General features: G+C 41.5%; 19 protein-coding genes. 6 read left to right on the top strand and 13 right to left on the bottom strand.

Features of this window, described 5'->3' with window-relative positions:
* Nucleotides 1–395: 395 nt before the first annotated feature.
* From WAM07_RS08180 to WAM07_RS08170, 3 genes are all read right to left on the bottom strand, one after another.
* Nucleotides 396–680 carry a hypothetical protein gene (locus WAM07_RS08180; RefSeq protein ID WP_089752295.1) on the bottom strand — a complete coding sequence of 95 codons (285 nt, stop codon included), beginning with the start codon at nucleotides 678–680 and terminating at the stop codon, nucleotides 396–398.
* A gap of 151 nt (nucleotides 681–831) precedes the next feature.
* Nucleotides 832–1,248 (bottom strand): organic hydroperoxide resistance protein, encoded by a 417-nt coding sequence (locus WAM07_RS08175; RefSeq protein ID WP_422165993.1) that lies wholly within the window; start codon nucleotides 1,246–1,248, stop codon nucleotides 832–834.
* A gap of 74 nt (nucleotides 1,249–1,322) precedes the next feature.
* Nucleotides 1,323–1,604: a YkvA family protein gene (locus WAM07_RS08170; RefSeq protein ID WP_422165992.1), complete on the bottom strand. Its 282-nt coding sequence runs from the start codon at nucleotides 1,602–1,604 to the stop codon at nucleotides 1,323–1,325.
* 198 nt (nucleotides 1,605–1,802) lie between these two features.
* On the opposite strand from WAM07_RS08170, the gene WAM07_RS08165 reads away from it, so the two are divergent.
* Nucleotides 1,803–2,354 (top strand): NADPH-dependent FMN reductase, encoded by a 552-nt coding sequence (locus WAM07_RS08165; RefSeq protein WP_422165991.1) that lies wholly within the window; start codon nucleotides 1,803–1,805, stop codon nucleotides 2,352–2,354.
* Nucleotides 2,355–2,384: 30 nt separating this feature from the next.
* Here the strand turns inward: WAM07_RS08165 and WAM07_RS08160 are convergent, their stop codons facing one another.
* The gene (locus WAM07_RS08160) at nucleotides 2,385–3,092 is read right to left on the bottom strand and encodes a lytic transglycosylase domain-containing protein (protein ID WP_422165990.1); all 708 of its coding nucleotides are present in this window, start codon (nucleotides 3,090–3,092) and stop codon (nucleotides 2,385–2,387) included.
* A 591-nt stretch (nucleotides 3,093–3,683) separates the two neighbouring features.
* On the opposite strand from WAM07_RS08160, the gene WAM07_RS08155 reads away from it, so the two are divergent.
* A complete protein-coding gene (locus tag WAM07_RS08155) occupies nucleotides 3,684–3,902 on the top strand; it encodes a hypothetical protein (RefSeq protein ID WP_422165989.1) in 219 nt (72 codons plus the stop codon).
* Nucleotides 3,903–3,944: 42 nt separating this feature from the next.
* On the opposite strand, the gene WAM07_RS08150 is transcribed toward WAM07_RS08155, so the two are convergent.
* The 5 genes from WAM07_RS08150 to WAM07_RS08130 form a co-directional block, all read right to left on the bottom strand.
* Nucleotides 3,945–4,826: a diacylglycerol/lipid kinase family protein gene (locus WAM07_RS08150; protein ID WP_422165988.1), complete on the bottom strand. Its 882-nt coding sequence runs from the start codon at nucleotides 4,824–4,826 to the stop codon at nucleotides 3,945–3,947.
* A 100-nt stretch (nucleotides 4,827–4,926) separates the two neighbouring features.
* Nucleotides 4,927–5,202 carry a GNAT family N-acetyltransferase gene (locus WAM07_RS08145; RefSeq protein ID WP_422165987.1) on the bottom strand — a complete coding sequence of 92 codons (276 nt, stop codon included), beginning with the start codon at nucleotides 5,200–5,202 and terminating at the stop codon, nucleotides 4,927–4,929.
* Between the two features lie 937 nt (nucleotides 5,203–6,139).
* Nucleotides 6,140–7,582, bottom strand: coding sequence for a carbon starvation protein A (locus WAM07_RS08140; protein WP_422165986.1), 1,443 nt, complete (start codon nucleotides 7,580–7,582; stop codon nucleotides 6,140–6,142).
* Nucleotides 7,583–7,726: 144 nt separating this feature from the next.
* Nucleotides 7,727–8,464: a LytR/AlgR family response regulator transcription factor gene (locus WAM07_RS08135; protein ID WP_422165985.1), complete on the bottom strand. Its 738-nt coding sequence runs from the start codon at nucleotides 8,462–8,464 to the stop codon at nucleotides 7,727–7,729.
* Nucleotides 8,461–10,206, bottom strand: coding sequence for a LytS/YhcK type 5TM receptor domain-containing protein (locus WAM07_RS08130; RefSeq protein ID WP_422165984.1), 1,746 nt, complete (start codon nucleotides 10,204–10,206; stop codon nucleotides 8,461–8,463). Before WAM07_RS08130 ends, WAM07_RS08135 begins: the two co-directional genes overlap by 4 nt.
* 119 nt (nucleotides 10,207–10,325) lie before the next feature.
* Between WAM07_RS08130 and WAM07_RS08125 the strand changes: the two genes are divergently transcribed.
* Nucleotides 10,326–11,108, top strand: coding sequence for a carbon-nitrogen family hydrolase (locus tag WAM07_RS08125; protein WP_422165983.1), 783 nt, complete (start codon nucleotides 10,326–10,328; stop codon nucleotides 11,106–11,108).
* Nucleotides 11,109–11,133: 25 nt separating this feature from the next.
* Here WAM07_RS08125 and WAM07_RS08120 read toward each other — a convergent pair whose 3' ends face one another.
* Nucleotides 11,134–12,219 carry a nitric oxide synthase oxygenase gene (locus tag WAM07_RS08120; RefSeq protein WP_422165982.1) on the bottom strand — a complete coding sequence of 362 codons (1,086 nt, stop codon included), beginning with the start codon at nucleotides 12,217–12,219 and terminating at the stop codon, nucleotides 11,134–11,136.
* 80 nt (nucleotides 12,220–12,299) lie between these two features.
* Nucleotides 12,300–13,628 (bottom strand): FAD-dependent oxidoreductase, encoded by a 1,329-nt coding sequence (locus WAM07_RS08115; protein WP_422165981.1) that lies wholly within the window; start codon nucleotides 13,626–13,628, stop codon nucleotides 12,300–12,302.
* A 226-nt stretch (nucleotides 13,629–13,854) separates the two neighbouring features.
* Here WAM07_RS08115 and WAM07_RS08110 point away from each other — a divergent pair, with 226 nt between their 5' ends.
* The gene (locus WAM07_RS08110; RefSeq protein WP_422165980.1) at nucleotides 13,855–15,042 is read left to right on the top strand and encodes a pyridoxal phosphate-dependent aminotransferase; all 1,188 of its coding nucleotides are present in this window, start codon (nucleotides 13,855–13,857) and stop codon (nucleotides 15,040–15,042) included.
* 46 nt (nucleotides 15,043–15,088) lie between these two features.
* On the opposite strand, the gene WAM07_RS08105 is transcribed toward WAM07_RS08110, so the two are convergent.
* Together WAM07_RS08105 and WAM07_RS08100 are read right to left on the bottom strand one after the other, a co-directional pair.
* Nucleotides 15,089–16,543, bottom strand: coding sequence for an aldehyde dehydrogenase family protein (locus WAM07_RS08105; protein WP_422165979.1), 1,455 nt, complete (start codon nucleotides 16,541–16,543; stop codon nucleotides 15,089–15,091).
* 79 nt (nucleotides 16,544–16,622) lie between these two features.
* Entirely contained in the window at nucleotides 16,623–17,069 is a 447-nt protein-coding gene (locus tag WAM07_RS08100) for a GNAT family N-acetyltransferase (RefSeq protein WP_422165994.1), read from the bottom strand.
* A 152-nt stretch (nucleotides 17,070–17,221) separates the two neighbouring features.
* On the opposite strand from WAM07_RS08100, the gene WAM07_RS08095 reads away from it, so the two are divergent.
* Nucleotides 17,222–18,598: a DUF2254 domain-containing protein gene (locus tag WAM07_RS08095; RefSeq protein WP_422165978.1), complete on the top strand. Its 1,377-nt coding sequence runs from the start codon at nucleotides 17,222–17,224 to the stop codon at nucleotides 18,596–18,598.
* A gap of 183 nt (nucleotides 18,599–18,781) precedes the next feature.
* Nucleotides 18,782–19,672: a cation diffusion facilitator family transporter gene (locus WAM07_RS08090; RefSeq protein ID WP_422165977.1), complete on the top strand. Its 891-nt coding sequence runs from the start codon at nucleotides 18,782–18,784 to the stop codon at nucleotides 19,670–19,672.
* Nucleotides 19,673–19,895: the final 223 nt, after the last annotated feature.

Genomic DNA, 19,895 nt, shown 5'->3' with positions numbered 1-19,895 from the left:
AGACTTTTTCAGGCTGAACTATGCGGGATAGTCTGTTATATAAGCATTTCAGGCAGTTTAAGGAGGGAAGGATCCTCTCTTTCCGAAGGATCCGTTCTTCTTAATAAAGTTGGGTTGATGGGGAAATAGCGAGACTCCCATGGGAGAAGGAACTAGGTGAGATCCCGCAGAGAGTGAAACGAGCGAGGAAGCTCACCGTTCCCCCATAGGAAAGCGAGTTATTTCCCCATCAACCCCTTTCTCATATCGTAACGGACCCAAGTTATCTCGAAACTGAGTCTTACAGTAACCGGCCTTTTAGTGGAATAAACCTTTAGGGAAAATCAACAATAAAATACGTTTTATAGAACATTTTAAATAAACCCACATTCTAGTCATGTGGGTTGTTTTTTTGCTTAGCAGTCCTTTTCGGGTAAGCCGATCATCTGAAACTTAGGTCCCTCCATCGTTTGTTTCCCTTCAATGGTTAACTCTGTGGTCAAGTGTTCAATTCGTTTATCAATCGCTACTGGAATAGCGTTTAAATGATACAATTCATCATCCGCTTCAGGCTCACCAATTGTCATTCCAATGTCAGGCTCTCCACATCCATATCCTGCAAAGTACAAACGTAAACAGGCGGCCTCTTCTTCTTCGAGAATCTGAAGTAACAAATCTCTAGCTCCATCTGTTATTTTCATATAAAGACATCTCCTTCGACTATAAAATACCACAAACGTGTCCCACATATGAATTGAAAACGCTTATAGACCCTCTACAAGTTAAAGTTTATACTTTTACCCACAAAAAAACACCTCCAGATTATGTTCTGGAGGTGTTTCTATAGGTTTATTATACGGCTTTAGTATTAATTTCTACATCAATATTGCCGCTTGTTGCTTTAGAGTACGGGCAAACTTTATGCGCTTCTTGAGCAAGCTCTTCCGCTTCTTCTTGAGAAACTCCTTTAACTTGAACGTTCAGAACCACACCTACTTTAAAGCCGTTATCTGATTCATCTTTTAGTAAACTTACATCAGCAGTGATTTCAGAATCGATATCTTTCTTCTTCTTGCTTGCAACCAGGTTTAATGCGCCATCATAGCAAGCGGAGTAGCCTGCAGCAAATAGCTGTTCAGGATTAGATCCTTTTTCGTCACCTTCACCAGGCATTACAAGGTTTAGATCGATTAAACCATCATCAGATTTAACATGGCCATTACGTCCGCCTTGCGCTGTTGCATGAGCAGTAAACATTACGTTACTCAATATCATCACTCCTTGATTTTATTATAATCATTCACAACATAGGTTTACCTCAAATTCATGACCTCTAAACCTCGCTACCGTTCTTCAATTCTAAAATCTTCTTTTAAAGAAGGTGGAGCAGTCTTAACCATCCATTGAGTAATATAAGTAAATACTGTTAAATCATCAAATATTCCGAATAAAACCAAGAAGTCAGGAATCACATCCCATGGAAAGAGGATATAACCAAAAAGGAACAATACCGAAAGCCACTTTTTTCTTGCGCTTACTTCTTTGGAACGAAAGAAACGCAGCATAAACGGCACTGATTTCCTTACATTGAAGACAAATTTAATCCTGCGCCATAATCTGAGCATCAGCCTCCTCCTTTCCCTTGTTCATTTCTATACCCTGAAGGCACTGATTTTTACTCCTACAGTCACAATTGCTTAATTAAAACGTATGCTTTAACATAAAAAGAAAAGTTCCTGCTCTTGGTTGTGATCGTTACATATATACCTGCTGCAACCTTTTTTATAAAGAATGCCGGAAGAGATAAAGGGGAGAAATCTTTAATGAAAATCCTATTACTGAATGGTACCATAGTCGGAAAGAAAACGAGGACTTTACTCGATGAAATTGATAAATACATTCAAATGCTGCCGGAATCCCACGAAACAAAAATCATTGATTTAGAAAACTATGAACTGCAATTTGTAGATGGCCGTCCGACCGACGAATATAATGAAGACATGAAGCAGCTCATTAAAGAAGTAGAGAATGCAAACGCTTATGTTATTGCGGCTCCTATATTCCAAGGTTCGATACCAGGAACTTTAAAGAATGTGTTTGATGCTGTATCCCCGCTTGCTATGCGATATAAACCCGTATCCATTGTAGCGAACGGTGGAACCTTGCAACACCATCTGGTCATCGAAAACCAGCTTAAGCCGATTCTAAACTACTTTAGGTGCATGGTTACACCTAATTACGTGTACACTCACACAAATCACTTCTCCACTCAAGGTGAACTGATTGATGAAGACGTACGAAACCGTCTTCAGGAAATGATTAAAGTATTTAATCAGTACATGCAAATGAGTCAAGAGATCGAATTGGATAAGTAAAAGCCTTGCCACTAAAAGTGGCAAGGCTTTTTATACATGAGATAATACTTTACTTACATAATTTTGAGTTTCCTGAAATGGCGGAACCCCTCCGTATTTATCTACATTTCCGGGTCCGGCGTTATAAGCAGCGAGCGCTAAACGGGAGTTCCCATCATAACGATCGAGCATCTGTTTTAAGTATTTTGTACCGCCCATCACATTCTCTTCAGGATTAAATGGATTTTTCACCCCTAGTCCTTCGGCCGTTGCGGGCATCAGCTGCATAAGCCCCTGTGCCCCAGCGTGGCTGACCACGTCAGGGTCAAAATTGGATTCTGACTGAACAACTGATCGAATCAGCTTTTCATCTACTCCGTAATGTTGGGAAGCTTGATTAATAATTTGATCAATATTCTGGTCTTTTCCTTTTGTACTATCTATTTCTTTTACTTGTTTTGATTCTTCTGATTGACTCAATTTACCTGCTTTACGGTTGTCATCAGAACCAGTAGTTTCTTGGGATTGTTTACTGGACTCCATATTTATCGGCTGCACCTGAAATGTTGTAAAGCTGGTTACTCTGGCCTGTTGTTGAGTAGTACTTGTTGACGGAGGTTGCGAGAAGGCTGCCTCCAATAAATTTTGGAAAGTCATATCCCTACTGTTTTCATTTTTGTTTTGATTGTTATTTGAATAAAGGCTCATCATAGAAATGGTCTGCATTTGAATCAATAAATCCAAGCTGCCAAAATTCATACATCCACCTCATTGTACATTAGTAACTAAAGTTTACCTCATCCTCCTGCTTCCTACAACGAAATTCGTCAAAATAATACCTTTTTTTCCATTTGAATCCAAAAGTTGAGAAAAAACGATCAAAAAAACACAAATGATTTAAAGTTTTGGCAAGGCTTTTTCCCAAAGCAGAAGGCAGGTGATCAATGATACAATAATAATATCAAAAGAGATAATTAACTATTTCATTCCCTCGATAATAGTTATTTAATAAAGATTTATGGTCTGCAAAGATGGCTATTCCGTTTTACTGGACTTATATCTGTTCTCTCTTTTGTCTCTTACGTCGAATCACCCTATCTATTTTTCCCCGCCAGGAAAAATAGACCTGTAGCTTTCATGGCATGTCTCCCTTCATTTAGAAGCGCACTGCCATGCCTCTCTTTGGTCTTCAAAGAGGGGTTTTTTTTGTCCATTTTCGCTCTCACTCGTCATTTTCATTTATACCTCAGCTTGTCCACCAAACGCCCTTACTGAGTAACAAAAAATTTTCAACGTTCAGAAATATTGGCAATTGAAAGTACATATATTGTTAGTAAAGGAGGGGTGCACATGGTTGGATTTAAATGTGATAATTCTTTATTTGGGTACTTAGCAGCGGTAGTGGCGAGTTTCTTTTTACTCTGGCTATCTGAATTTGGGGCAGTAGCCAACAATGATTTCTTTTCAGCATTGTTCTTCTACGTAGGGGCAATTGGATTGGCCTTATTCTCATTCGTCATCATATTCTCAGCACTTTTCAGTCTATTCTATAAGCATAAACACCACTAAAACACAAAAAGCTGTCTCAGCAAATTCTGAGACAGCTTTTCGTTATTCCACAATTACATCGATATGCGATGGTTTAACATGAATAGATACTGGAAGTGAATCTCCTTCTTCTCCGTCTACATTCGTAACCAGGTTTTCGGAAGACGTTATTTCCAAGTTCTGAGCGGTAAAATACTCTACATCACTCTGATCTTTAAGATTTCCTCGCAGGACAGACGATACAATAGTAGCCAGGTTAACGAGGTTCACATTTTTAATAACGTAACAATGTAAGATTCCATCGTTTACTTCAGCCTGAGGCGAGAGATTTTCTAATCCTGCTGTGGAATTTGTTAGGGCAGCAAGGAAAAGAAAAGATTCTCCTTCCCAAACTTTATCTTCATATTCAATCCTTAAAGGATAACCGGTATCGCCAGATAAGGTTTTTAACCCTTCCATAGCATAAGCGAGCGGGCCAAATTTGGTTTTTTGGTCTGGAGTGACCTCATAAGTAGCCTCAGCTAAAGCACCTACAGCTACAATATTCACGAAAAAACGATCGTTAAATTGACCAATGTCTACTTTTTTCGAGCGATCCGAGCTAAGCACATCCACGGCTTTATCGGGCTCTAAAGGAATATTAAGAGCTCTTGCAAAATCATTTACAGTCCCAAGTGGGACGATGCCCAGTAAAGGACGATGGGTCTGATCCACCATTCCATTTATCGTCTCATTCAATGTTCCGTCTCCGCCTAAAGAGACCACCAAATCAAATTCATCCCTACAAGCGGTTTGACAATATTTCATAGCATCGAGTTCTTTTTCAGTTTGAGATACTTTAACTTCATATCCTTTACCATTTAAGATCTCTTCAATTTTTTCTACATAATCTACTGCTTCTTCTTTTCCGGATGAAGGATTGACAATCAGCATTGCTCTCTTCATGTGTATCCCCCTCTCTATTTATCTGGTTAGTTTATTCATCACTTATTATCCAGAGGAAGAAACGATGAAAATCACAACTTTGATTAGTCAGTGTTCTTCACTATTTTTTCCAAACCACGTGGTATTCTGGAGTATCTTTAATCACCTCATGGGCGAAGGAGCATACAGGTTCAATTACAAGTTTATTTTCTCTCGCGTAGTTAACAGCATGATCAACTAAGTCACTTCCAAGACCGTTCTCTCTTTCAGAAGGTACAACAACGGTACTTAAGATTTTCATAGTATCTCCGTGTTCTTCAAAATCCAGATGTGCATCAGGGTTACCCTGATCGCCTATATAAAATCTTCCTTGATCATTTTGAATAGCTTTACTCATATTATCTACCTCTCCTTTCAATTATCCTACAACAACCATACCCTGAATAAGGAACAGATATTCACAAAACCCTCTTTGATTAACAAATTTAGGACATTTAATGTCTCAGAAAGCGACCTTAAAAGATAATTTCTCTTTTAAGGTATAGTGTTAAGTATTAAAGATAAGCTCCCGTTTGTTTAAGACTCAGTTTCGAGACTTTTGTGAGAATCAGGTCCTGCGGGGGACGATTTCGCTTTCCGTGGGCATGTGGTAAGCTTCCTCAGGCTTCGCCTTCCGGGATCTTACCGATCATGTTCATCCCACAGGAGTCTTCATCGTCCCCCTCCGGACCTTGCGAAATAGGGATCTCGAAATCATGTTTGAAATACTCTGGTTTATGGTGGAGACTTCTTTAAAGAACGAGCTTGTCCACCTGGATGAATCCCGCTATAGAAGTATTTGAGGCGGATTAAGTATCTATCGCTTATAGAAGGGTCCGTTCACTCTTCAATCTCAGGGGGGGCTAAGGAAACGACGAGACTCCCGCGGGAGAAGGAGCTAGGCGAGACCCCACAAGGAGTGTTAACGACTGAGAAGGCTTCTGGTAAAAAAGAGGATCGACTAAAATCGCCACGTCCTGTGGCAACGTCGATCGACCCTACATCGTGTAGGGGCGCAGGAAAGCGAGTTGTTTCCGCAGCCACCCTCATCAAATTTTTGGCAACGGGCCCAGATTATCTCGAACTCGAGTCTTCAACTAAACGGCCCTATATTGTAATAACTTTTATTAAAATTACAAACCTTATTAAAAAGGTGAAGTTAAAAGGACATTGTAGGATTCTCATGGAACGGCTGACATACACTATTCCACATTAATGGGGACTTTAGGGAAGTGAAGTTCAGGACATATAAAAACATCCACCAGATCTCTCTGATGGATGTTTGACCTCTTTTATCAGGCTGTTGGTTTTAAATCTTCTTCTAATGGAATATCCTTGCTTAAGCCACGGCGCGCGGCAATGAAAAAAGCTGTGACAATCGCAACTGTAATAATAGCTGCTAATAGATAAGATATATTCAAAGGAAGATTGAACCCAATCGGAGCATTAATAATATACGTAAAGGTTGCCATAGTCATAAACGTGGCTGGTATAGCGGCAATAAAGTAATTTTTTCGAGATAAAAACAAGTACATAGCACCTACCCATAGGGCAATAACCGCTGTCGACTGGTTCGCCCAGGAGAAATATCTCCATAAAAGGGTGAAGTCTATACGAGTCAACGCGAATGAAATGACAAACATCGGAACAGCAATCCAAACACGGCTCATAATTTTCTTCTGGGATACTTTGATATAATCTGCAATAATCATACGGGCACTGCGGAAAGCTGTATCTCCCGAAGTGATTGGCAGAATAATAACACCAAGTATAGCCAGCGTTCCTCCGACAGCACCAAGCATAGCCACGGAGACTTCACTGACAACGGCTGCAGGTCCACCGCTTGCCAATACTTCGTTCAGACCTCCTGAACCGTTGAACAAGCTCATAGCTGCGGCTGCCCAGATCATAGCAATAATCCCTTCAGCAATCATCATTCCATAGAAAATGCGACGGCCTTGTTTTTCCTGCTGAGTCGTACGTGAAATAATTGGGGTTTGTGTAGCATGGAATCCTGACAGTGCCCCACATGAGATGGTTAAAAATAATAAAGGAAAAATAGGTGCATTATCCGGGTGCATATTGGTTAAAGTCAGTTCAGGAATTGGTGCTCCCGTTACAACCAATGATACTCCTACCCCAATAGCACTGATTAAAAGCAGAGCTCCGAAAATCGGATAGAAACGTCCAATAATCTTATCGATTGGCAGCATCGTTGCTAATAAGTAATAAGCAAAGATGGCAAACAGGATAATTGGCAGACTCAGCCAGCTGCTCGTCATGTTATGAAGCAAATCAGCTGGAGCCGTAACGAACACTGTCCCGACTAGAAGCAATAGTAAGATAGAAAATGCGTTAACGACGTGCTTCATTACTTTCCCAAGGAACTTCCCAGCCAGTTCTGGCAAGTGAGCCCCTCGATTACGAATGGAAATCATTCCAGTAAGATAGTCATGAACAGCCCCGGCAAAGATGGCACCAAGAACAATCCAGAGAAATGCCACTGGTCCATAAAGCGCTCCTAATATAGGACCAAATATAGGTCCTACCCCAGCTATATTTAATAATTGTATTAAAGCATTCTTCTTTTGATTCATCGGCAGGTAATCCACACCATCACTGTGAGAATAAGCCGGTGTCGTTCTGCTCTTATTTACCCCGAATATTTTTTCAACATATTTCCCGTACGTGAAATAACCAATGATTAAAAGTCCGATACTGATTAGAAACGTAATCACAAAAAGTTCCTCCTTCGTTCTATTCTTGTAATCGCTTACAACGATCATAACAAGATAACGCTTACATCCAGAGGGTTTTTGATTAACATGTCGAAAATTCTGGTTAACATGTAAAAAACCCGGTCTAAAAAACAGATCGGGGTTTTAAAGTTCTAATTGTTTTCTTAAATCTTTAACATAATTTCGGCTGACCGATAGCTTTTCTTCTCTGCCCTGCAGTTCTAATTGATAAGCGCCATTAAACCACGGTGTCAGCCTGTCCACGTAATCTAAGTTTACGAGATAACTCTTATGAATGCGAAAAAATGGGAAACCTCTTAAACGATGTTCTATTTCCTTTAATGGAGCCCTTGTTTTATAGGTGTGGGGTTTCCCTACAATCTTGGTCCACCGCTCCTCGCGATAAACGTACAAAATGTTTTCAGGATTAAGATAGTGAATATTATCTTCCCCTTCTACAGCAAGCTTTGAAGGCGGTGGGTTGAGCGTTTGAGAAGCATCCATTTGAGGAGCGAATCTCTTTTCTAATTTAACCACTGCATCTTTTAGTTGTGTTTCGTCAAAGGGCTTAAGAAGGTAATCGATGGCGTCGTGTCGAAAGGCATCCACAGCAAAATCTGGATAGGCTGTAGCAAAAACAATCTTAGGAACCTTTTTCAATTCCTGAACAGCCTTTGCCACCTCCATTCCATCCATCCGGGGCATTTCCACGTCTAAAAACAGAACATCCGGCTGTAGTTGAAGGACTTTCATAATAGCCGTGTCACCCGACTCTGCTTCTCCTATCACCTGAATAGCCTCGTGTTGCTTTAACAGGTAAATTAATTCTTCACGGCTGAAGCGCTCATCATCTACCACTAGCGCCTGAATGGGTCCTTTCATGCCGACACCTCCTCTTTATTATGAGGAATGAGGAAAGAAATCCTCGTTCCTTGCCCAGGCTCACTTTCTATTTGCAGCTTAGAATTTTTTCCGTGTAACAATTCCAGTCGTTTGTTTACGTTGTATAAGCCCAGCCCTGTGCCTATTTCAGACGTAACTTCTTCTAAACCTAAATGATGAAGTCGCTCCGGCAGTATTCCGCTTCCGTTGTCTTTAACGGATACACGGACTCCCTCTGACAGATATTTAATCTGAATCATAATCTCCGACTCGCCCTCTTGATCTTTTATTCCATGCTTAATGCAATTTTCTACTAAGGGCTGCAAGGTAAGGGGCGCAATCTTTGCCGAGAGGGCTTGGTCCTCTATATCGTAGTGTACATGAAGTTTATCGACAAACCGTGTTTCTTCAATTAATAGATAAGCCTTCACGTGTGATAGCTCCTCCGCAAGAGATGTCCACCTTTTTGTAGTTGCCCCAAGGTTTTGTCGAAAGAACTTAGATAAAGCAATAAGCAAAGACCTCGCCCTATCAGGTTCCGTGCGGGTGAGTGAGACAATTACATTCAAGGAATTAAACAAAAAATGCGGATTAACCTGGGCCTGCAAAGCTTTTACCTCAGCTTCGCGCGCCAGTTCCTGTGCTTTTTCTGCTTCAGCGATTTCCAGCTGCTGACCAAGCAGCGCACTTAGTCCCTGGATCAGCTCAATCAATACATTTGAGATTTCTTTTTCGGAACGAACATAAAACTTTAAAGTACCGACTGTTTCATTTTTTCGTTTTAAAGGAGCAATTACAGCTGCCCCTAAAGGACATCCGGTATGGTCACAGCTAATATCCCTGTGTCCGGCGATGACCATCTCTCCTTTTTGAATAACTTCACGCGTAGCGAGCGTTTGAATGGTGCTCCCCGCCTGGTGATGGTCATCTGCCTGTCCGACATGAGCAAGAATATACTCTTTATCCGTCATTGAAATAGCGCTTACCCCCACTTCTTCATAGATAATCTGACAGGCTTTTTGGGCAGAATTCTCCGTTAACCCCTGACGAAGGTGTGAAACGGTGGATTCAGCAAGCTTTAATGCTTTCTGAGCTTGAAGAGCACCGGCTTTTTCCTCCTCGTTTAGTACGTTTCGAATAATTAATAAAAACAGCGCAGAGCCAAGCCCATTGGCCACAATCATCGGCAGTCCTATTTCCTGGACAAGTTCCCATGCTCTCTCAAAAGGTTGTGCGAATCCTAGAATAATCCCCATTTGAATAGTTTCAGCCAGACCTCCAACCAGAAGGGCTGTTTTCAACTTTAATGGCTGATCCTTTTTATGAAAAAACCCAGCAATAATACCTGCTACAATAGCCGAAATTCCACATGCTAATCCTGTGAACCCCCCTAGAGAGAATCGGTGTAACCCAGCTATCAAGCCTGCCCCAGCTCCGATTCGATATCCACCAAATAACCCGGCAGCTACGATCCCTATTACTCTAGAGTTTGCAATGGCTTCGGACTCATTCAGTTCATAAGCCCAACTTCCGAATTCGAATGATTGGGTATCATAAGTAATTCCTGTGTAGGTACCAATTATTCCAAACAGTCCAAAAAAAGCAATTGCCATATAATGCTGTTTTCGATTTAAGGCTTTACGGTCAATAAGTTCCCGGAAGAATCTAAATCTTGTTATTATAAAAGCAACGGTAACAATGATGCCCAAACGTTCAAGCATCGGTAGAAATAATTCAAACATCTCTACCATCCTTTCTATCCTGTTCATCTATTTATTATTGTAGCATGTCTGAAAACGTTTCATACTCAGGTAAATTCATGGTATGATTTTTGATAAACAAAGAAGTTCGAGGTGATTATATGACAGTAAAAGCAGGTATTATTCAGATGGATGTCGCGTTTGGTGACCCTGAAGCAAACCGGGCACATGCGACCAAAAAAATTGAAGAAGCAGCCAGGAATGGAAGTGAGATTATTGTACTTCCTGAACTATGGACAACGGGGTACGATCTGAGCAGGTTCGATGAACTGGCCGAGTCCATGGACGGGCCGACGCACCAACTCCTCATGGACCTTTCTTCCAAACACCGGGTGACCATTCTTGGGTCAATCGCGGAGCGCGAGGAGGGACGTTTCTTTAATACGTTTGTTGCCTACAACTCCGCTGGCGAGCGCATTGCCAAGTACCGTAAGGCTCACCTCTTTCGATTAATGAACGAAGAAAAGCATCTTCATTCCGGCAACCAAAAGGGAAACTTTGAACTGAACGGCGTCCCCTCAGCTGGTGTTATTTGCTATGACATTCGCTTTCCTGAGTGGATGCGGACTCACATGCTTAATGGATCCAGAGCCCTTTTTGTCGTAGCAGAGTGGCCAAAGCCCCGGGTAGATCATTGGCGCAATCTGTTAATCAGTCGGGCTATTGAAAATCAGTGCTTTGTTATTGCATGCAATCGTGTAGGTTCGGATGCTGCAAATACGTTTGGCGGGCATTCCATCATTGTAGATCCCTGGGGAAACGTAGTGGCAGAGGGATCAGGTGAGGAAGAAATTCTTTATGGGGAAGTAGATTTTACGGATGTAGAAGCTATCCGTGAACAAATTCCTATTTTTCAGGACCGGAGACCAGATCTCTACGAATAACCTAAAAAAACCCTTTAGAACTCATCTAAAGGGTTTTTTCGTATGCTTTTGTTTGGTAGAAGAAATTTGGCGTGTCCATCCGATCTGTGTAAGACGAATGAAAGATATGAGTCGTCGCAGGAGAAACGGGAGGGATCAGCCAAGTCCAGTCTCCTGTTGGCTCTCTTCCGCAAGTTCGTTCTTTCTTTTCAAAAAGCTGAAACTGCTGGGCAGCCGAATGATGATCAACCATACTCACCTTATCCTGCTTAAAGGAATAGAGAACCGCTTGGTTCAATTCGATTAACGCCCGGTCTTTCCATAAGGAAGTATTTCTTCTCGTATTTAAGCCCATGGCTTCAGCTACATCCGGTAGTAGATTATAACGGAATTCATCAGCCAAGTTTCTCGCACCGATTTCAGTTTCCATATACCAACCGTTAAAGGGTGCTGCTGTATAGTCAATACCGCCGATTTCCAGACGCATATCTGAAATAAACGGCACAGCATACCACTTCAGACCAAAATTACTAAACCATTGATACTCTGGATGACGAAGAGGAACTTCCAGAATGTATTCTTCAGGAATTTCAAACCATTGAGGCTTAGAACCATCAACTTGTACCACAAGCGGCAGAACATCGAACCTTCCTCCTCCGCCCTGCCAGCCCAGATCTTCGCATTGCCGGGTAAACTCGACAGAAGCTGGATCACCCACTACCTCCCCGTTTATTTCGTACCCTGCGTAACGGATCAGCTGATGGTTCCAGAATCGTATTTCATCATTCCCCTGTTTCGGTTTGAACACAGAAATAGTCGATCGAATACGGCCCCCATTCGTGGCATAGTTCATGTGCTCATACACCGCATCCCGTATCTCTTTTTCGTCCTGCAAATGACGTTGGTCAAACACTTGTAAGCTGTTCCAGAATAGTCGTCCAATGCAGCGGTTACTATTCCTCCATGCTACTTTTGCACCGTATTCTAATTCTTCGAAAGTATGCTGATAAGTACCTGAGTCTTCAATTGACCTTTCTATCTCTTTGATTCTTTCACCGGCATCCGGCCGTCCCAGTTCTTCATAGCATTCAAAAATAAACTGCTCTGCTTTTTGAAGTAATTCCCTATTCAACGTAAAGATCCCCCTGTATTGTTAATCCTGTTTCCATATTACCACAGCGCCGTGCGGAAACAGAATGCCTGGATCCTTCTTCACGCTCTTCGTGCTGCCTGTTGAATAGGATCCCAAACACTGTTATAAGGGGGCGCATAAGCAAGATCAAGATCAGCCAGCTCATCAATCGTCATATGATGATAGAGGGCGGTAGCAATAACATCGACCCGCTTGTCCGTACCGGCATGGCCTATTATCTGAGTACCTAACAGTTCCCGGCTTTCTTTGTTATAAATAAGTTTAAGCGTCATTGGATCCTTTTTAGAATAATATCCAGCTGCATGGGTTGAGCTAATAGAAATCGTATCGTAAGGAATATATTCACTGGCTGCTTCTTTTTCAGATAATCCAGTGCGGCCAAGAGTTAAGTCGAAAAATTTTAAAATCGAAGTGCCAACTACACCTTGAAACGCCTTTCTTTTGTTCACCATATTCAGTCCTGCTACCTGACCTTGTTTATTGGCGTGAGTCCCTAAAGGCAAATAATCCAGTTTCTGTTTCAGCCGGTGATACTGTGCTGCGCAGTCTCCCGCGGCATAAATGTCCATTATACTTGTTTCCATAAAAGCATTGACACTGATCGAATCTTGCACTCCTTTAGAAATTCCAGTTCCTTCTAAAAAGGATGTGTTTGGATTGACTCCTGTAGCAGCCAGTACAAAATCAGTTTCATATTCACCTTTATCTGTGACGATCGATTCTACTCGATGGCCCCCTCTAAATTCTTCAACAGACTCACCCAAATTCAATTCTATTCCATGGCGTTCTGCTTCTTCATGGATGAGGTCAGCCATATCTTCATCAAAAATCTTTGCGAGTTGGGCACCACGGTCAATAATCCGTACTTTTTTACCAAGAGTAACTAGACTTTCTGCCATTTCCAACCCAATATAGCCGCCGCCGATAATCGTTACTTTTTCAATAGAATGGTTTAAGTCGTTCATAATAGCCTGCACATCAGGTATAGTTTTTAAGGAAAAGATCCCCTCAAGCTGCCGACCTTCCCAGGGAGGTATAATCGGACTTGCGCCTGTTGCAATTAACAGCCGGTCGTAAGACTCTTCAACCTCTTGGCTCGTTTTATGATCGACTCCATAAACCACTTTATGATCACAGTCTACTTTTGTAACCTCGTGAGAAGTGCGTACATCAATTCCATACTTATCGCGAAAGGTCTGCGGCTCCCTGGCAATCAAATCATCTGTCGATTTGACGTCGCCGCTTACAACATAAGGAAGGCCGCATTGACCATAAGATGTTATCTCTCCTTTTTCAAAAACAACAATTTCATTCCCCTCACTATTACGTACAATTTGCATGGCTGCACTCATACCTGCTGCGTCTCCACCTAAAATTACAATTTTCATTCCTACCACTCCTTCTTTCTCTTCTAGTTATGCATACCCAAAAATACTGACCTGCAAAATTTCCACTGAAAATAAATCTTAAATTTAGGTTTTTCTATGTAATATTTAGTTTGGTTTTCTTAATGTATATTGCTGGCTAGTATTCCCTATCCGGATAAAGACATGTTACACTATCCATATTATTCAGTTGTGAGAGTATTCAAATAATAAGCCGAGGTGGAAAAGAATGAAACAATATAAGCAATCTGATGCCATTCAACGTTTACCAGACCAATTCTTTGCAAAGCTTGTAAAGAAATTAAACGATTTCCAGCAACAAAAGGGAAAAGATGTACTGAACCTTGGGCAAGGTAACCCTGACCAGCCTACCCCTGAACATATTGTACAGTCGCTGCAAAAAGCAGCCGAAAACCCTGAATACCATATGTACCCTCCTTTTCAAGGATTTGATTTTCTGAAAGAAGCTGTGGCAACGTATTACAAACGAGAATATGACGTTGATCTTGATCCCTCTTCAGAAGTAGCTATACTATTTGGCAGTAAAAGCGGACTGGTAGAGTTGAGCCAATGCTTCCTGAACCCGGGTGATACAGCCTTAGTCCCTGATCCTGGCTATCCGGATTACTGGTCAGGAGTAGCTATGACTGATGCCGTCATGGAACCTATGCCGCTTCTAGAGAAGAACAACTTCCTGCCTGATTATGACGCGATGGATCCAGAGGTACTTAAACAGGCTAAACTTATGTTTCTTAATTACCCCAACAATCCAACCTCGGCAGTGGCTGACCAGGCTTTTTTTGAAGAGACCATCGAGCTCGCGGAGTCCAATGATATTTGTGTGGTCCACGACTTTGCTTATGGAGCCATCGGATTTGATGGTGAAAAACCGTTAAGCTTCATGCAGGTTCCCGGCGCCAAAGATGTAGGAGTCGAAATTTATACCATGTCCAAGACCTATAATATGGCAGGATGGCGCGTGGCGTTTGCCGTCGGAAACCGAAGTGTGGTTGAAGCATTGGAACTTGTCCAGGATCACTATTTTGTGAGCCTTTTCGGAGCTGTGCAGGAAGCTTCTGCTACGGCTTTGTTAGAATCACAGGAATGTGTCGAAGAGCTAAATGCTACTTATGAAGCACGACGCGATTTACTGTTAGAAGGTCTAAAAAGCAGCGGATACCAGGTCCAGCCATGCAAAGGGTCTTTCTTCATGTGGGTTCATGTACCGAATGGCTATTCCTCTGAAGAATTCGCTGATGCTCTACTCGAGCAAGTCGGGATATTTGTAGCCCCTGGTATTGGATTTGGTGATTACGGTGAAGGATTTGTCCGAATTGGATTGAATAACTCTGAAGAAACACTGCGTGATGCTATAACCAGATTCCAAAGATTCGCTGATAAAAATAATATTGTATAGAAAAACGCCCTGAGCTTTTCTTTGCTCAGGGCGTTTATTTACTTTATTAAAATGGAAATTTGCGATATCCATTCATGACACCGATCCATTTTACAGTTGTAAATTTGTCGAGAGCCCACTCTCCTCCAAAGCGGCCAAGTCCGGAACTTTTCTCTCCGCCGAAAGCTACATGTGCTTCATCGTTTACAGACTGATCATTCACATGAATCATACCCGTGTTGATCTGTTTCGCTGTTTCAACACCACGGTGTACATCGGTTGTGAATACCGAACCACTTAATCCATAGGAAGTATCATTCGCCACTGTAATGGCTTCTTCTTCACTTGAAACCTTAATGATTCCAATTACAGGACCGAACACTTCATTGCTTGCAATAGGCATGTCATTGGTAACGTTAGTTAATACAGTAGGGTGCATAATGTTTCCTTCTGCATTACCACCTGTAAGCAAGGTGGCTCCACGGTCAAGGGAAGCCTGTAAGTCTTCCTGAATACGCTCGATGGCCCCATGGTTAATCAACGGACCAACCGTTGTATCTTTTTCAGATGGGTCACCGACTTTTAAGGTTTCCACTTTTTCTTTGAAAGCCTCCACGAATTGATCATGAATCTGTTCATGCACGATCAAGCGATTGATGGACATGCAAATTTCACCCTGATGCAGGAACCTTCCGAAGGCTGCCGCTTCTACCGCTTTTTCTACATCGGCATCATCAAGGACAATCATAGCATTATTGCCTCCAAGCTCCAATGCCGTATCTTTGATATGCTTACCTGCAAGCTCTCCAATGTGACTGCCTACTTCTGTTGATCCAGTAAAGGAAACCAGTTTAGGTACAGGGTGTGTAACAAACGCATCCCCGATCTCTGAACCTCTTCCTACTACTACGTTCAGCACTCCTGCTGGAAATCCGGCTGCTTCAAATAAATCGGCAATCAGTAATCCTGCAGTAACCGGAGATTCTGATGCTGGTTTGGCCACAACTGTGTTTCCAGTAGCAATCGCAGGAGCAATCGACCTCATAGCTAAATGGAATGGAAAATTCCACGGACCAATTACTCCTATGACTCCTTTCGGATAACGATAGACCCGGTTTTCTTTACCGGGAGTATTAGAAGGAAGTATTTCGCCAGACATCCTTGTAGGAAAAGAGGAAGATTCTTTAATAATTGATACTGCGGCCTGGTATTCCACTTCTGCTTTTACCAGAGTGCTGCCTGCTTCCTTCACCAGCCAGTCTATAATTTCATCTTTGCGTTCCTTAACTACCGATAACAAGCTGTCAAAATACGCCTGCTTCTTAACTGGGAGTAAGTCCGCCCAGTCTTTTTGAGCTTGTTCAGCTGATCGGTAAGCCTCATTTAAATCATCTTCATTGGCAGAAGGAATTGTGGTAATAGGCTGTTCGGTATATGGATTTATATTTTCAATCTGTTTCTCGCTTGAACCTGGTTTCCATTCCCCATTAATATATTGTTTAAAATAAGTTTGTGGACTCATATTATACCTCCATTTTACTGTGTGGAGTAGTATGTTCCACTCTCTTTCCTTTCTTAAACCCTTGCAACATTGTGGAAACTCAATCAAATTTCAGAAGCATATCTACATGAGGAATATTATCTTCCAAATAAACATCAGTTACTTCTCTAAAGCCAAATGATCCGTAAAAACCTCTTAAATATTCTTGTCCATGAAGCCAAACTTGCTCCGCTTTCCATTCATCACGCAAAAACGTAATAGCTCTTTCCATTAATTCTTTAGCATATCCATGTCCGCGTTTTTCTTTAATAACAATGACGCGACCAATCGCATAATAATCTTCTTCTGTCTCAGGGGGAACGATCCGGCAGTAAGCGAAGAGTTTGCCATTTTCCTCTAACCAGATATGCGTACATTCTTTATCACGGCCATCGACCTCAGGATAAGGACATTCTTGCTCTACAACAAAGACTTCAACCCTTAGCTTAAGTATGTTATACAATTCATCTTTTGTAAGATCTTTGTAAGTTTTTTGTACCCAATTCAGTGCGACCACCTCTTATTTCACTTATTTCTCTCCACTATATCGGAAGTGAATATGAAAAGACAAAATTTTTATTTTACAAATATAATTTTACAGTTTTAATACAAGTCTTTGAAGGGAACGTGTACCTTATATGCAAAGGAGGAAACCGTTATATGCTGATGGACTTATTACCCGTATCTCTTAAGAAATATTTTAAAATGACTAAACAGCAGCGCAAGCAAGAGGTTCAATCGACTTTATGGTATATGCCTTTAATTTATATATCATCGTCTATCCTGTTTGTTGCTATTACTCTTGTACTTGATTTAGTTTTAGAATTGGAGCAATATACATTTCAATCTTTCCGAATTAATGCTGAAATAACCCGTATGCTGGTCAGCACCTTAATTGGCGGTCTATTAACACTGAGCGCCTTCACATTAAACTCCCTCTTAGTTGTACTTACAACCTTTAGTGGGCAATTTTCACCCCGAATGCTGATTAACTTCGTTGCAGATAGACGAACGCAGCACGCTCTTGGTATTTTTAATGGAAGTTTTGTGTATGTGCTGCTTGTGTTTTTATTCATTGGGAATACTTCCTACGAATATTTCGTAGCCGTCCCCATTATCACGATAATATTAGTCTTTATAGCTTCTCTTACATTTATCTATTTCATTAACCATGCCACGACATGGATGCAGGTCCACAATATTACAGAAACAATGAAACAATCTTCCCAAGCGATGATCAACAATACTTTGAGCGAAGACCTGGAGCCTTTCAGAACCAAGCAGGCAGGCGATCTGCTGCAGGATTACGAAGAAAATACTGAAACCATAGTAGCAGGAAGGTCAGGATATGTTCAATTAGTTGATTATAGGAGTATGATTGAGCAGGCACGCAAGGACAATGTAATCATTAAATTCCATTCACAGGTGGGAGATTATATTTTGCAGACGAATAAGCTAATCAGTTACTGGGGACCGGGTGCTGATTTGGTGGACGAAGAACTCTACTATAGTATGATTAAAATTGGTCATAAAGAAACTGAACTGCAGGACATTCAGATGGGGATGCACAAATTAGCTGAAATTGGAATAAAGTCCCTGGGTAATGATGATCCTAAAACAGCAACAAATACAATTCATCAAATGGCTGAATTAATGCTTACAGTTGAGGACTATATTACCTTCACGCCTTATCTGACCGACAGTGATGGACAGGTTAGAATTATACTCTTAAATGAAACATTTGAATATTATATTTATCGCGGTTTTGGTTATATCCGCCACTATGCTGGTGATAATCATTTAATCATTACTGAAATTGTCGGGGCTCTTGCTATGGTTGCTGAGTCTATTGATTCCTCCAAACATCAGTCCATATGGGATTTTGCTTACAACACTCTTGACCATATTGAGAAGAAAGTAGTTTATCAGCTTGATAAAACATTTTTACTGGATCAGGTTAAGCGACTTGCTCTTGCAACTGATAATCTTTATGGGTACTACGCTATTGAGCGGCGCTTCTATCCGGAAAAAAAATAAGAAACTCCAGGGCCTTCCTGGAGTTTTTTTATAGTATTCCTTGTTCATACCCTTTCTGAATAAGGGGAAGCTAAGACCATCCTGTGTTGTGCTCCTTAGTATTGTTTCATGTTGACACGCCTTGGCAGCTTTTTATATTATATATGAGCATATATTCATATATTTGATTAGGAGGTTTATCTAATGGGACATCATCACCATCATCATATTGATTCTTCCACAGGAAAGATTAAAACTGCTTTCTTTCTAAATTTATTCTTTACTATTATCGAAATCATTGGGGGTATTATGACCAACAGTATGGCCATTTTATCCGATGCGTTACATGATCTTGGTGATTCTCTATCCCTTGGTCTGGCATGGTTTCTCCAGAAATTTTCCCAAAAAGAGCAATCTAAAGAGTTCTCATTTGGATATAAGCGTTTTTCTTTACTAGCTGCTCTCATTAACAGTGTCGTATTAATTGTTGGTTCTGTATTTATTTTAACGGAAGCCATACCAAGACTTCTCAATCCAGAGCAGCCAAATACTACTGGGATGATTGTTCTGGCGATACTGGGAATTATCGTTAATGGAGCAGCAGTTTTCAGGCTCCGCGGGGGCGACTCAATGAACCAGAAAGTCATAAGCTGGCATCTGCTTGAGGATGTTCTTGGCTGGGCAGCGGTTCTAGTTGTCAGTATCGTTATGGCTTTTACGGATCTTCCTATTCTGGATCCTATTGCTTCCATTGCCATTACAGTATTTATTTTATATAACGTAGTGAAGAATTTCATTAAAACGATGCGTCTGTTTTTGGAAGGCGTCCCGGAAAGTATCAGCCTTGAAGATATCGTTCAAAAAATCAATGCCGTGCCGAACATTAACTCTACACACCACACTCACTTGTGGTCCATGGACGGTGAGAATCATGCCTTCTCCACCCATGTAGTGGTGCCGGAGGATGCAACGAAAGAGGAAATCTGTGATGTGAAAGAAAGGATTAAAGAGATTCTTCATACGATATCTCTGGAGCATGTAACTATAGAAATCGAGTACGAAGATGAATCCTGCTCTATTCCAGATCCATCCTGATTCTAAGTGTTGATATTTAAAGATAAGCTCCCGTTTGTGTAAGACTCAGTTTCGAGATATCTAGTGAGAGAGTTAGGTCCTGCGGGGAACGACTCGCTTTCCGGCCCTGCACGACGCAGGGTCGTTCGACGTTGCCACAGGACGTGGCGATCTTAGTCGAACATCCCTTGTGCTGAGCTTCCTCTGGCTTAACAGCCCTGCGGGATCTCACCGATCATGTTCA

Origin of the sequence: Halobacillus sp. (assembly GCF_049282395.1) — a bacterium.
Lineage (GTDB): Bacteria > Bacillota > Bacilli > Bacillales > Halobacillaceae > Halobacillus.
The sequence above is the reverse complement of the archived record's forward strand: the minus strand, read 5'-3'. Positions and strand labels throughout refer to the sequence as shown.